Consider the following 14,162-nt stretch of genomic DNA (forward strand, 5'->3'; position numbering starts at 1 on the left):
GAATCGATACCATCATAACGGTAATGACCCTAACGCATCAATACCTTCCTGGCATCACTTTTTGATCATTTGGGTACATGTTAGTACAAATTACGGAACTGTTCAGGAGTTACCCCCTCAATCCTGCGAAAAGTTGCTACAAAATGGCTTGCATCTCGAAACCCTACCCTAACTGCAGTCTCCCTAATCGTCCGGGCGGTATCCCCGGTCATGATTTCCTTGGCTTTGCGGATACGCAGCAAAATGAAATAACTGTAGGCTGTCATGCCAAAGGACTGCTTGAACAAGGTGTTCAGATGTCTGGACGAGATCCCCGTGACGTCAGCCATATGTTCGAGACCAATCTCAGGATTCGCATAATGCTGTTCCATGAATGCAATGAGCGGAGCGAGTCTCTCCACGGCATGAGAGATCGAAGACCGATTGCCGGTCATGCCATGTTTTTTGAGCAAAATCAGAAATCGATATATATCCGCTGACGCCTCGAGTCCCGACAAATCCTGATCACTTCTGATCGAATCCAGCACTTCCTGGCCGTAATCATTGAACGGACTGCTCTGCTCCCACTGATGGAACGCAGCTTCACCCAGACTAAGTGACTCCAAAATTGCCGGACACTGGGAACCGCCAAATGTAATATAAAGTGTCTCCCACTCTCCTTGGGCGCGCACATATTCATGCGGTTCATTCGGTGGCAGCAAAATACCGGATGCTTCCCCCAGTATGACCGTGGACCCGGCAAACTTGAATTCTCCGGCTCCCTTCACAGTCTGAAGCCAGTGGTAACAGGGATACCCCACAGGTCTGGACACCTTCTCCTGATTGCCGTTATAACCCAGGCTCTCAATATAAAGGGGTAGCGGCTGATCACGTGATGTCATGAAATATCGTTGATGTCGGGGGGAGATAAACATGGGATGCCTCCTTGGGTATAAGCTGAAATACACTTCCGTATTCTTATATGAGTCATTACTTTTATTATATTTTAAAAGTCATATGTATCATATAGTATAGGATTATTCTTATACAAGAGGTGAACACATTGATTAGCAGCAAACTGCCCAAAATGTTCTACGGGGGCGATTACAACCCGGAACAGTGGGATCACGAAACCCACCTTGAAGACTTGCGCATGTTCCAATTGGCAGGCATTGATATTGCCACAATCAACGTATTTTCATGGGCACTGATTCAGCCTGATGAAGTTACTTACCGTTTTGAAGAACTCGACCAACTAATTAATCGTTTATATGAAAACGGTGTCTATATATGCCTTGCAACAAGCACTGCTGCCCATCCGGCTTGGATGGCAAAGAAATATCCAGACGTGCTTCGTGTAGATGCCGATGGACGCAAACGCAAATTCGGTGGGCGCCATAATTCCTGTCCCAACAGCCCGACCTATCGCAAATACGCTGAGAAGATTGCAAATAAACTGGCAGAACGATACAAGGATCACCCCGCGGTTCTCGTATGGCACATCTCCAACGAATATGGCGGTGAGTGCTACTGTGACAACTGTGAGAAAGCGTTCCGCGTGTATCTGAAAGAACGCTATCAGACTCTGGAACAGGTCAACAAAGCATGGAACACGAATTTCTGGGGGCATACCTTCTACGATTGGGACGAGATTGTATTACCAAGCAACCTGAGCGAACATTGGGGTAACAATAATTCAACGTTCCAGGGAATCTCGCTGGACTACTCTCGCTTCAACTCCGACAGCATGCTGGATTGTTATCTGTTGGAATACAATGCGATCAAAAAACACATTCCGGACTCCGTTGTTACTACCAATCTGATGGGATTCTTTAAGCAATTGGACTATTTCAAATGGGCAAAATATTTGGATATTGTCTCCTGGGACAGCTATCCCGGTCTCGCAACACCCGTCAGCTTCACCGCAATGGCTCATGACCTTATGCGCGGACTGAAAGATGGTCAACCGTTCATGCTGATGGAGCAAACACCAAGTCAGCAGAACTGGCAGCCATATAACTCACTGAAACGTCCAGGTGTCATGCGTCTGTGGAGTTATCAATCTATTGCGCACGGGGCCGATACCATCATGTTCTTCCAGCTTCGCCGCTCCATCGGTGCCTGTGAGAAGTATCATGGTGCAGTTATTGAGCATGCTGGGCATGAGAATACACGTGTATTCCGCGAAGTTGCTGAGCTGGGCAAGGAATTGCAGTTCCTTGGAGATACCACGCTGGATGCATCTGTTGAATCCAAAGTGGCAATTGTGTTCGACTGGGATAACTGGTGGGCCATCGAAAAATCAAGCGGACCTACGGTTGCCCTGAATTATGTGGATCAGATCCATAAATACTACGCAGCCTTCTTCCGCCGCAACATACAGGTAGATATCATCAGTGTGGATACGGATATGAGCAAATACGACATTGTCCTTGCTCCTGTTCTTTACATGGTTAAACCAGGGTATGCCGCCAAACTGGAGAAGTTTGTTGAATCAGGTGGAACATTCCTGACGACCTTCTTCAGTGGCATTGTCAACGAGAACGATCTCGTGACCACAGGTGGATATCCGGGAGAACTTCGTAAACTGCTCGGAATCTGGGTGGAAGAGATTGATGCCCTGCTGCCTGAGCAAAAGAACCGCATTGTCCTCAAAGAAACCTACGGTGATCTTCAAGGAGAGTATGGCTGCGGCATGCTGTGTGACCTGCTGCACAGTGAAGGAGCCGAAGTCATCGCGGAGTATGGAGACGACTTTTATAAAGGCATGCCTGTTGTGACACGTAATACCTTTGGCCAAGGTGAAGCCTGGTACGTTGCATCCGACCCGGATGAGCGCTTCCTGGATGGTTTGCTGGGACAGCTCGCAGCAGCCAAGAACGTAGAGTCCTTGCTTGAGACACCAGAAGGTGTTGAAGTAAGTGCACGAACCAAAGATGGCAAACCCTACCTGTTTGTCATGAACCATAACGCAACCACACAATCCTATGATCTGGGAACAGCTAAGGCACATGATCTGCTCACCAATCGTGAGCTTTCGGGAAGTGTTGAGATTGAAGCCCGTGGAGTGCAATTGCTCGAAATGAAATAAGCGATTTCACTTAATTGAAATCATTCGGAATAATATAATGTGATAGAAATACCCGTGATACAAAGTGTCACATATTCATTCCTTTTATACTTGTTATTGTCTTCAGCGAGGATATTGGTATAGATTTCAGACCATTATCGACTTCTGTAAGCCAAAAGCTGCTACTTCCCGTATCCGTCTACACCGGATACGGGTTTTTGGCATGAACTGTGGTCTTTTTGATAGAAGGAAATATCAGTATGCAAAGCGAATTGGACGAGAAACACATTTTAACAGAGCCTGCCGGAAGATGCTTGTGAATCCTGATGCTGATCCATTATAAAATAATGAACAGTTGAAATATTAGTGACACTCATGATGTCACTTATTCGTTGTTACAATAGAAACATAACTACGACATCACTTTCCGGCGGCGCAGATCGAAACGGAGTGGCTGACATGAACAGAACAAATCGGCTTGCTGCCATTGTAATGGCATTACAGCATGGTCACGAAACGGCACACTCATTAGGCGAGAAATTTGAAGTTTCCCGTCGCACGATTCTCCGGGATATTCAGTCCCTCTCCGAGATGAATGTGCCCATTATTGCCATCTCCGGTCCGGGAGGCGGTTTCAGACTTATGGAGGGTTACGTATTACCCCCATTACAGCTGGACCCGGTAGAAGCAGCGACGCTCATATTCGCTCTTGAAGGTCTAAGTCGCTACGCTGACACACCCTTTCATGAGAAACGCTGGACCCTGATGAACAAAGTTAAGGCCATCATTCCGGATGATATTATGTCGCGAATTGATCCCATGCTCAAACAGCTGCATCATCATATTCCAGACCGCAATTACATTCTTCCTTATCTGGACGCACTGCTGGCATGCATACCCGAACACGGGTGGCTTAGTGTGCTGTATCGCTCCGTATCAAGTCAGCGATGGTTGCATATCTGTCCCACACGGGTATATGCTTCCTCCGGCTTCTGGTACTGTGAGGCATATTCCATCGAACATGGTGAACAGCGTCTGTTCCGAGTTGACCGAATTATTGAAGTCAAAGCGATCGAACCACAGGATGCACTGGTGCTTAACGAACAGGCGCAGCAACAGCAGAGCAAGCCGATCCCTCCAGAACAGCCGCCAACCCTGGTTAAGGCACAACTGAGTTATCGGGGAATGATTGAAGCTGAACAGGACGAGCATATTGGTGAAAAGATGATTGAAATTGCCCCGGATCTCTGGGAATTATCATTCCTTTGTCCACCAGGGGAATGGGACTGGGCCGTACGATTCTTTTACCGATTGGGACGTGAAGCCGAAGTGATTGAACCCCTCCAACTTCGCAGTGAGATTCGTCAGCATGCCGAGGAAGTGAGCCGGAGATACCTTGCTTCAACCAAGTCGTAGCCTGACTACACACAAAAAGGAGCCTACTGATATCATGACATATGAAGCCGTTATAACGTACGAAGAAGCAGTACAGCGTATCCAGTCTATAGGGCTGCTGCCTCTGGCACCACTATTTGCCGAATATCCTTCTCTGTCATCGCTAACCCCCAAAGAACATTGGCACAAGGATGATGAACTTGATCCCTGGTTATGGCGTTCACGCCTGGCTGAAGAGGGCATTGCTGCATATGGAAAATTTGTCAAAAAGAAAGCGCTTCTTGTCTCATCTGAATACTTCCCTTGGGTACACCGACTGCTGGCCGATTCCAGAACCATCAAGGAACAGTATGAAGCGGGTCTGCTCTCCCGTGAAGCGTTCAAACTTCATGCGTTAGTTGCAGAACAAGAAGGCATCGATGGACGTGCCTTGCGATCACAAGCCGGTTTTGGGGCAAAAGAGGACAAAAAAACATTTGACCGTGGACTTCTGGACCTTCAGGGCTGTGCAGCCATTGTGATCAGTGGCACCAAAGAAAAAGAAGGGCTCGCAGAAGGCAAAGTTGCATGGAACAGCTCCGCATACGAGACTGCTGGTCACTGGATGGAACGTCACGGCATTAAGCCGTTTGAAGGTAGCGTTGCAGAGGCGCGTGAACTGCTGGTTGCTCAACTGCAACAACATGCCTCACCAGCCGCATTATCAAGCATCGCCAAAGCCCTTGGCATCCGTGGAATCTAAATAAAGCCAATTCCGGTTGTAGTGCAAATTTCAACCGGAATTGGCTGTGGTTCACCATATAATGTAACCCAGACGATAAACAGCCCCCATCGACAATGGATTTAGAGAATTACGCCATCCTTGAATATGGCAATCTCCCGGAATCCATGCTGCTCACTGAGTGTGTGTGACCGTCCTGAAGCAATGTCAATCAGCTGGCTGAACAGCTGTGCTTTCACCTCATCCATCGTCTGCCCCTCCAATAGCTGGCCTGCGTTGAAATCAATCCAGTGTTTTTTGCGATTAGCCAGATCGGATTGGGTCGCAATCTTGACGGTAGGTACCGGACCTCCGAAGGGAGTCCCCCGCCCTGTTGTGAAGAGCACAATATGTGCACCCGCCGCAGACAGTGCCGTTACAGACACCAGGTCATTACCCGGTGCTTCTACAATGTTCAGACCGGTTTGAGTTACACGTTTGCCATAGCGCAGAACGTCGACAACGGAAGAACGTCCTCCCTTTTGCGTACATCCAAGTGACTTTTCCTCCAGCGTTGTGATGCCACCAGCCTTATTCCCAGGTGAAGGATTCTCATAGATGTTCTGGCCATGGTTCACAAAATATTGCTTGAAGCCGTTCACGAGGTCCACCAAATCATGAAATACCTGCTCATTGGCAGCCCGGTTCATTAAGATCGTCTCCGCACCAAACATCTCCGGAACTTCCGTCAGAATAGCCGTACCCCCGGCAGCAACCAGCATATCAGCAACTGCACCGACCAGCGGATTGGCTGTAATGCCGGATAAACCATCGGAACCACCACACTTCAAACCAATTTTGAGTTTGCTGAGCGGAAGCGGCTGCCGTTGTTCATGTTCAGCGATCTCCACAAGTTCTTCCATCAGTCGAAGTCCTTCCTCAAGCTCGTCATCCGTTTCCTGTGCTTTGAGAAACCGTACTTTGCCGCGGTATTCCGGAGCAATACACTCACGGAACTCGTCTACTTGGTTGTTCTCACAGCCCAGACCGATGACGAGCACGCCTCCTGCATTCGGATGCTCCACCAAGGAGGCCAGCAACTGTTGTGTATACTTCAGATCATCACCAAGCTGTGAACACCCGAATGGATGTGGAAAGTGAAATACACCATCTACCCGGCTTCCAAACTGGGACTGACCCATACGTGCCAAAGCTTCACACACTTTATTGATACATCCAACCGTATTCACAATCCAGATCTCATTACGAATACCTGCTTCACCATTGGGGCGCAAATATCCATCGAATGAGCGCAGATGTTCCGGAGGCATGTCTGTCTGAACCTTGGCTCCCGGTTGGTACTCATATTCAAGCAATCCGTGCAGACCCGTCTTCAGGTTGTGACTATGAATCCAGCTTCCCTGCTCGATCTGTTCTTGGGCAATCCCGATGGAAAAACCATACTTCATCACATCATCACCTGGCTCCAGGGTATGCACAGCAATCTTATGCCCCTTCGGCACGTCATCGAGCAGTGTAAAGGAAACACCGTCTGGCAGTGTAATACGTTCTCCTTTGGCATAATCCCGAAGCGCTATAATGACATCATCCTGTGGTTGAATGGCAATCCAGTCATTGATTGTACTTGTTGTGTTCATTTCCCTTCACCTTCCAACAATCCGATTTCACGAACAAGTGCTGCACGCAGCCCTTCTCTTGCATCCAGATTTTCGCCCCAGATCAGGGTATCCGACAACACAGCCGCTACTCGGTTATCCAGTTGCTTCTGATCCCTGTTAAGCGTGTCATAACCGTCCCAGTGTGCAGCCAAAGCAGCCAGGACATCGGGGTCATCCCGCAGCAGAATGTCCTCCCCATTCAGTCGTTGTGCCTTGTAACCTTCTGGCGTATCTACCGGACGATATAGACACAATAATCCAGCAAACCCTTGAATTAAACGTTCTGGCCAACTTCCCTGATTTTGCTCATAAGACAAAAGTGTAGGCAGCACACGAACCTTGAATTTTCCGATCGTATTCAAAGCAATATCTTGCAATTTGTGATTAATATACGGGTTAAGGAACCGTTCGAACACTTCTTCTGCATACTGGTCCAGCTGATGATCGGGCATATCCAGAGCAGGGACGATCTCCTGATGCACAGCTTCCCTGATCCATGTGCCAAAATGTGGATCTTCCATCGTTTCTCTCACATGCTGCTTGCCTTGGAGAATGCCGAGGGATGACATTAAGGTATGCGCCCCATTCAAAATACGAACCTTGCGTATCTGAAAAGGCTTCAGATCTTTCACCCAATGTACATTAAGACCTGCCTGCTTGAGAGGAAGTTTTTTGTCCAATGATTCATCACCCTGAATGGCCCAGAAATGATATGGCTCTGCCGTATTAATCAACTGGTCCTCATACCCCCAACGATTCGTCAGGGAATCGGCTTCCTCCTGGCTCGGCGCACCTGTGACAATTCGGTCTACCAGATTGTTCAAGAAGTGATTATGATTCTCGATCCATGAACGGAAGCCATCCGAATACCCATAATCCTCACTATGACGGAGTACACAACTGCGCAGCACATCACCATTGCCTTCAAGCAGCTCGCATGGCAGATGAATCAAACCTCTGGATGGATCACCATCAAATTTCAAATATCGCTGATGCAGAAAAACCGTTAATTTCCCCGGAAATGATTGAACGGGTTCACCCTCGATATAGTCTGTCTGCATATATTTCAATCCTGATTCGGTTGTATTGGAAATAACGAACTCAAGTGAAGGCAGTTCTGCCAAGTTCAGAAAGGCATCCCATTCCTCATACGGATTGATACACTGTGAGAAAATGGAGATCAACTCTGTCCGCTCAACCGGCTTTCCTTGAGACAGCCCACGCGTAATCATCGTATATAATCCGTCCTGATCACGAATCTGCTCCAGCTTGGCTTTGCCTCCCGGTCGTGGTTGGGTAACAGCTACACTTCCATGGAATTTGCCTTGTCTGGCACTCTCATGAAGCATCCAGTCTGCAAATCCCCGCAAGAAATTACCTTCTCCGATCTGCAAAACCTTCACGGGACGCTCCATAATCTCCTTGCACTTGCGCTGACCATCGCTCCCCAGTAAATTCAGCTTCAACCTGGGCCGTTTCGTGCTTGCCGACATGGACACTCACCTCATCGATTATTTGTACTGTCGGAATGCAGCTCAAAGGCTCTGCACCCTTTTATTGTAAACGCTTTAAATTCATTGTATCATCAATAAAAGGAAATTAAATTGCTTATATTGCGGTAAATATACTCTCTCATGACCAGGTATAACATCTCGTTGAAGACGATCGTCTGGAAAGGAGTCTTTATGGAACGTTCACCTGTTCGTACGACTATTCAGGCAGAATCCGGTATTCCGTTCCGCCTGGTATACAGCGACACCAAATCCCCTCAGAACGAATTGCCAGATCACCTTCACGACTGGCATGAAATTATCTATGTATATCGGGGGCAGGGAAGCATCTTTATTGATACTGGACTTGAGAATATGCAAGAAGGAGATCTGTTCATTATACCGGGCAGCACGGTTCATCGAGCCTTGCCGGATGCAGGCAATCCTGTCACATCTTCCGCATTGTTCTTCAGCCCGGGATTGCTGGCATCCACCGCCGGAGGTGCTGCTTCTTCCTTGCTAAGTCTGTTTGAACGTTGTCGTAAACAACGCGTGTATAAGAGACATCTGAACACAGAGGAGCAATCACAGGTCGCCGCCCTCATTGATGATATTCAGACCGAATTCCAGCTCGGTCATCATCTAAGCGCACATGCGGCCCTGTTAAGGCTGCAACTGTTGCTCATTTTTCTGGAACGTCTGGAAGCTGCGGGACCTGCAAATCCGGGTAAATCCGCTCCGGGTCCCTCATGGCTCTCTTCTACGATCTCTCATATTGACGATAACCTTCGGAATGGCCTGTCCCTCCCTGAACTGGCGCAGTACGCCTCTGTATCCCCTGCCCATTTCAGTCGTGCCTTCAAACGATACACGGGTATGACTCTAACGGACTATGCATTAGCGCGAAGGGTTATTATGGCGAAAGAGCATCTGGTGCAAGGTGATGAAACGATGGCAGCCGTTGCCGATGCTTGCGGGTTCGACAGCCTGCCCCATTTTTACCGTCAATTCAAAAAATTAACCGGCACAACTCCCGCAGCTTATCGCAGAACCATGAACAGTTCTCGTTAAAATAGACACACCCTAATCATATATATCCACATATTCTTCCATATGGAAGATGTGGTATGATAATCTGGATTATTACTTGTCGGAAACATTGCATTCCGTTGTCAGAGGAGCTTAGCATTCCATGTTAAACGAATTGAATCGCAGGAATATTGGCATCTTCGCCCATGTGGATGCGGGGAAAACAACCACCACCGAGCATATGTTATTTGAGAGTGGTGTCGTCCGCAGTCCGGGACGTGTAGATGACGGAACAACAGCCACAGACTCCCTGGACATTGAGAAAGAACGTGGCATATCCGTTCAGGCAGCCATGACCTCTCTGATCTGGAAGAACACCATCATTGACCTCATTGATACGCCTGGTCACATTGATTTTAGCTCCGAAGTAGAGCGAACGCTACGGGTAATGGATGGCGCTATTCTCATTCTGTCGGCAGTAGAAGGCATTCAGTCCCAGAGTGAAGCCATCTGGCATGCCCTTCGTTCACTTCGCATCCCAACCATCATTTATATTAATAAAATGGATCGGATTGGCGCATCTGCCCCAGCGGTAATGGAGCAGATTCGTTCTACCCTGTCCCCTTTCGCATGCGAAATCCAAACGTATCAGCTCCATGAAGATTCATTTCATGGCATCGACTCCCTATGGAACCCGAATCAAGATTCTCTGTCAGATGGCACACCTTCCATTCCAGGTCTGGTCGAGATACTTGCCGAGCTGGACGAAGAGGTCATGGAAGCCTACATCCAGGAGACTCCGTTATCGCAAAGGGATCTGAATGAAGCATTCCTACGGTATGTGCATCAGGGTGAGATGTTCCCTGTGTGTTATGGCGCTTCCGGCAAAGGAATTGGCGTCACGGCATTGCTGGACACGGTCCTTGCATTCCTGCCCCCACCTGCACAACCAGTGGATTCTCCCGTATCGGGTGTTGTATTCAAGATTGAACGTGACCGTACGATGGGACGCACGGCTTACGTCCGTATGTATGCTGGCAGCTTACACAATCGGGATACCATCCATAATTCTACGCGGGAGCTTGAAGAGAAAGTGACGCAGATTCGCCGCATGGATGGACGGAAATGGGCGGATACCGGTGCCGTTCACGCGGGGCAGATTGCTGCGCTGTACGGACTGAGTGACACACATGTGGGTGACATTATCGGCAATCCTGAGGGTGTGCCTCCTCTGCCACAGATGGCTGTGCCTTTGCTGACCGTACAAGTGCATGGTAAGGACCCGGCACGTTACCCCGATCTTGTCGCAGCATTGCAAGAATTGACGGATGAAGACCCCTTACTCGACCTGCAATGGTTGCCGGAGGAACGAGAACTGCATCTCAAGGTCATGGGAACCATTCAGCTTGAGATTTTATCCAGCCTGTTGCTGAGTCGTTTCGGATTGAATGTCGTGTTTGATCCTCCATCCGTCATCTATAAGGAGACACCACGTACAGCCGGAGAAGGTTACATCGCTTATACGATGCCTAAGCCCTGCTGGGCCATCCTCCGCTTCAAGATTGAACCTTTGCCTCGCGGAAGCGGTCTGATCTATGCCTCAACCGTAAGGACAGAAGATCTGCTGTTACGTTATCAGAATGAAGTTGAACGACGAATTCCGGAAGCCTTGTCTCAAGGTATGCTCGGTTGGGAAGTAACCGATCTGCGCATCACGCTGGTGGAAGGGGAACATCATGTCTGGCATACACATCCGCTGGATTTTGTTGTAGCCACGCCTATGGGAATCATGGATGGATTGTCGAGAACAGGTACCACGTTGCTGGAACCCCTTCTTCAGTTCCGGCTGACGGTCCCGGAGGAATACGGCGGTAAGGCCCTTAGTGATCTGGTACATATGCGGGTAACCTTCGAAGCCCCCGTCATTGGTAGCGGACGTTGTATTATTGAAGGAGTTATGCCTCTTGCCACCTCAATGGATTATCCGGTGAAACTGCGTTCCGAGACAAGCGGCCGCGGATTGCTTACGACTTCGTTTGCCGGATACCAAGATTGTCCTGCGGATGTGAATCATGCTCGCAAACGCAGAGGAGTTAACCCGCTGGATCAGTCGAAATATATTTTAAGTGTACGAAACGCGATTACATCATAAATGGAGTTGAACCTGTGCTTATTAAATTTCTTATCTTTGGCCTTCTATGGCGGATTGTAGGTAATCCGTTCATTGCCATCCTCATTTTGCTCGTTATACTGTATTTCCTGGATCGTCGTTACGTTGGGGTGTTCCCAAGCTTCACAAAACCTCTCAAACGTATGCGCAACATCTCCCGGCTTCGGCAACAGCTTGCCATGAGTCCCAATGAAGTTTCCTCCAAGCTGGAACTGGCTCGCCTGCTGATTGAGCGTAAACGTTACAGTGAGGCATATGCGTTATTGCTTGAACTGGAACGCCCATATGAGCAATCGGCTGAGTACTGGGAGGCATTAGGGACGACTGAGCTTCATTTGGGCAATATCGAAAAAGGCGAACGTCATATTTTGCAAGCCCTTGAGATCAACCCCAGAGTCAAGTACGGACGTCCGTACCTAACCCTTGCTGGAGCCTTCAAAGATACGCATGAGGACAAAGCGCTGGATTATGTGCATCAGTTTCAGGAGATTCATTCCTCTTCCAGTGAAGCTTATTATCTGCTCGGCTCGGTTCACCGTTCCCTCGGACGCAATGCAGACGCGAAGCAGGCATACGAGCAATCGTTGAACGTTTATCGTTCGTTGCCCAAATACAAAAAACGTCAGGAGCGCCGCTGGGCTGTCCGCAGTTGGTTCCGCAAACGTGGATTGTAATGTCATCCGCTATACACTGTAATCTTCATATATCACTTTTCTAACCAATAAAAGTGCACTGATCTCTGCCCTCGTATGAGCAGAACCAGTGCACTTTATTCTTAACAACGATATTAATACACCAATATCTCACGCAGTCGTTCTTCATGGAGATGCATCCAGTCGATCCGCTGTTTGAGCTTCACAATCTGCTCCACAGCCACTTCCGGCTCATCTGTACCCTCGAACATCCGACTGATGAAATGCATGACCACATCCAGACTACGCAGCAAAATCAATCGAGGTATGGCCAGCAACTCTTCCGGTTTCAGGCTGACCTGTTCCCGAAATCCCCTGATCAGTCCCTCCTGTGCCTGCCACATCCAATCTTCACTCTTGTCCATGGTAAGGAGGTCAGACATTGGAACAGCCAGCTCCATTACCCGCAAATCCCATGTCGCAAATTCAAAATCCAAAATGGCACAGATTTCACCATCCTGCTGATCTACCAATACATTTGAGGCATTCACGTCCCCATGAACCAATTGATGCGGCAGATGTTCCATTCCCCGCAGGGCTTCAAACAGATCTGGCAGCGCATCTCTCAGTTGCTTCAACTCATTTGCACATGAGGCCAATTGCTCTGGCGGCGATGTGCATAGCTGTAATAATCGTTCTGGTGAACAGAGCGGATACGCATCCTGAATTCGATAGTACGGTGGGTACACAGGTTCAAGTGGTATATCCAACGTAGCCATAACAGAAGACAGGGCCCCCGCCGCTTTACCGAGCCCTATCAATTGATCTGGTGTATGCCAGATGGGATTGACACCTTCCCTATAATGAAACAGAGTCACGATTTTGGTATGACCTGTGAGGGTATCTTTTACAGGAAGGAATGTACCTCCCTCACCAGATAACCGCCTTACAGGTGAAGGTGTATCAAGCTTAAAGTTCGAACGTTGAAGGGCTGCCAGCACCTTGTGTTCAAAGGCGATTTTCATCGGATCATTATGTGTTTCATATTGTCTCATGACGTAATTAGTCCCGTCTACATCGAGCATGTAAGTAGAATTATTCATTCCACCCTTTCCACGCTCGCCTTTCCAATCCGATGTGAAACCATATAAGGCCAACACTTCGGATATACGCTGCTGCTCTGAAGGATGGAGGGAACCGGAATCGATGTTTTGCACCAAAAATTAACCCCTTTATCTCACAAAATGGAACTGTCTTCTATTTATCTTAAAGGAAGTCCATCGCTTGGTCTAGTTCTGTTCCAAAGTGATCAAGAGAACGGATAATATCCCGTCCGATTAAGCTGCTCCGCAATGACACGATACCCTCTTGCATTAGGATGCACTCTGTCCCAGAACAACAGTTCACGTTCACGACCTTCAAACCTGTCATACACCTGAGCACACGCATAATTGCCTGATCCCGCTCCATTCAGAAACGAATTATATTGGCGCACCCAGTACGCAGCTTCCGTCGCTTGTGGGTACGGGTTGTACAATCCGATGGATCGGACCATATACTCATGGTTACCCTTTAACTGCCGAATGTGCCGCATGATCTGGGATACATTACTGCGGGTTTCTCCGAGCACCTGTGTCATTTTACTGGCATTTGGAATGCCATTACTTGCTTTGAACGTACGAATCAGATCATTCCCGCCAATGGATAGGGTAACGATATCTGCTTCACGGAGCGATTGCCGTACACGGGGATGCGAAGAGATCATCTGCAACATTTCCCCCGACGTCAGTCCATTTACGCCCATATTTTCCATGGATACAAACGTACGAACATTCATTTCTGCCATTCGCCGATATAAAGGAACAAAGCCGGTGCCCAGCAACGCTCCTGTACCTACCGTTAATGAATCGCCTATAGCCACGTATCGATATACCATCCCGTCGCCCCTCTCTGCTGTGATTTCTCTGAACAATAATGAACTGCTCTATATCTTATGATGAGTGGTAAGACAAGGCGCG

Annotated in this window: 11 protein-coding genes; 6 read left to right on the forward strand and 5 right to left on the reverse strand. The window is 48.4% G+C overall.

The features are described from left to right. Window positions 1-80: 80 nt before the first annotated feature. Window positions 81-914, reverse strand: coding sequence for an AraC family transcriptional regulator (locus QF041_RS09630; protein ID WP_307413752.1), 834 nt, complete (start codon window positions 912-914; stop codon window positions 81-83). A gap of 128 nt (window positions 915-1,042) precedes the next feature. Between QF041_RS09630 and QF041_RS09635 the strand changes: the two genes are divergently transcribed. The 3 genes from QF041_RS09635 to QF041_RS09645 all read left to right on the forward strand — a co-directional run bounded on the left by QF041_RS09635 (window position 1,043) and on the right by QF041_RS09645 (window position 5,186). Beyond that, window positions 1,043-3,070, forward strand: coding sequence for a beta-galactosidase (locus QF041_RS09635; protein WP_307413754.1), 2,028 nt, complete (start codon window positions 1,043-1,045; stop codon window positions 3,068-3,070). Window positions 3,071-3,508: 438 nt separating this feature from the next. Next, window positions 3,509-4,465: a helix-turn-helix transcriptional regulator gene (locus tag QF041_RS09640; protein WP_307413756.1), complete on the forward strand. Its 957-nt coding sequence runs from the start codon at window positions 3,509-3,511 to the stop codon at window positions 4,463-4,465. 34 nt (window positions 4,466-4,499) lie between these two features. Beyond that, window positions 4,500-5,186 carry an AlkZ-related protein gene (locus QF041_RS09645; protein WP_307413759.1) on the forward strand — a complete coding sequence of 229 codons (687 nt, stop codon included), beginning with the start codon at window positions 4,500-4,502 and terminating at the stop codon, window positions 5,184-5,186. A 101-nt stretch (window positions 5,187-5,287) separates the two neighbouring features. On the opposite strand, the gene QF041_RS09650 is transcribed toward QF041_RS09645, so the two are convergent. Together QF041_RS09650 and QF041_RS09655 are read right to left on the reverse strand one after the other, a co-directional pair. Continuing rightward, window positions 5,288-6,802 (reverse strand): UxaA family hydrolase, encoded by a 1,515-nt coding sequence (locus QF041_RS09650; RefSeq protein ID WP_307413761.1) that lies wholly within the window; start codon window positions 6,800-6,802, stop codon window positions 5,288-5,290. Then, window positions 6,799-8,316 (reverse strand): tagaturonate reductase, encoded by a 1,518-nt coding sequence (locus QF041_RS09655; RefSeq protein WP_307413763.1) that lies wholly within the window; start codon window positions 8,314-8,316, stop codon window positions 6,799-6,801. Before QF041_RS09655 ends, QF041_RS09650 begins: the two co-directional genes overlap by 4 nt. 192 nt (window positions 8,317-8,508) lie before the next feature. On the opposite strand from QF041_RS09655, the gene QF041_RS09660 reads away from it, so the two are divergent. From QF041_RS09660 to QF041_RS09670, 3 genes are all read left to right on the forward strand, one after another. Beyond that, window positions 8,509-9,384 carry an AraC family transcriptional regulator gene (locus tag QF041_RS09660; protein ID WP_221824237.1) on the forward strand — a complete coding sequence of 292 codons (876 nt, stop codon included), beginning with the start codon at window positions 8,509-8,511 and terminating at the stop codon, window positions 9,382-9,384. A 121-nt stretch (window positions 9,385-9,505) separates the two neighbouring features. Beyond that, window positions 9,506-11,494, forward strand: a complete 1,989-nt coding sequence (locus QF041_RS09665; RefSeq protein WP_307413765.1) for an elongation factor G — start codon at window positions 9,506-9,508, stop codon at window positions 11,492-11,494. Between the two features lie 14 nt (window positions 11,495-11,508). Then, window positions 11,509-12,186, forward strand: a complete 678-nt coding sequence (locus QF041_RS09670; RefSeq protein WP_307413767.1) for a tetratricopeptide repeat protein — start codon at window positions 11,509-11,511, stop codon at window positions 12,184-12,186. A 113-nt stretch (window positions 12,187-12,299) separates the two neighbouring features. On the opposite strand, the gene QF041_RS09675 is transcribed toward QF041_RS09670, so the two are convergent. Further along, window positions 12,300-13,361, reverse strand: a complete 1,062-nt coding sequence (locus tag QF041_RS09675; protein WP_307413768.1) for a phosphotransferase — start codon at window positions 13,359-13,361, stop codon at window positions 12,300-12,302. Between the two features lie 92 nt (window positions 13,362-13,453). Next, window positions 13,454-14,080, reverse strand: coding sequence for an SGNH/GDSL hydrolase family protein (locus QF041_RS09680; RefSeq protein ID WP_307413770.1), 627 nt, complete (start codon window positions 14,078-14,080; stop codon window positions 13,454-13,456). Between the last annotated feature and the right edge of the window lie 82 nt (window positions 14,081-14,162).

The organism is Paenibacillus sp. W2I17 (genome assembly GCF_030815985.1).
In the GTDB taxonomy this organism is placed as follows: domain Bacteria; phylum Bacillota; class Bacilli; order Paenibacillales; family Paenibacillaceae; genus Paenibacillus.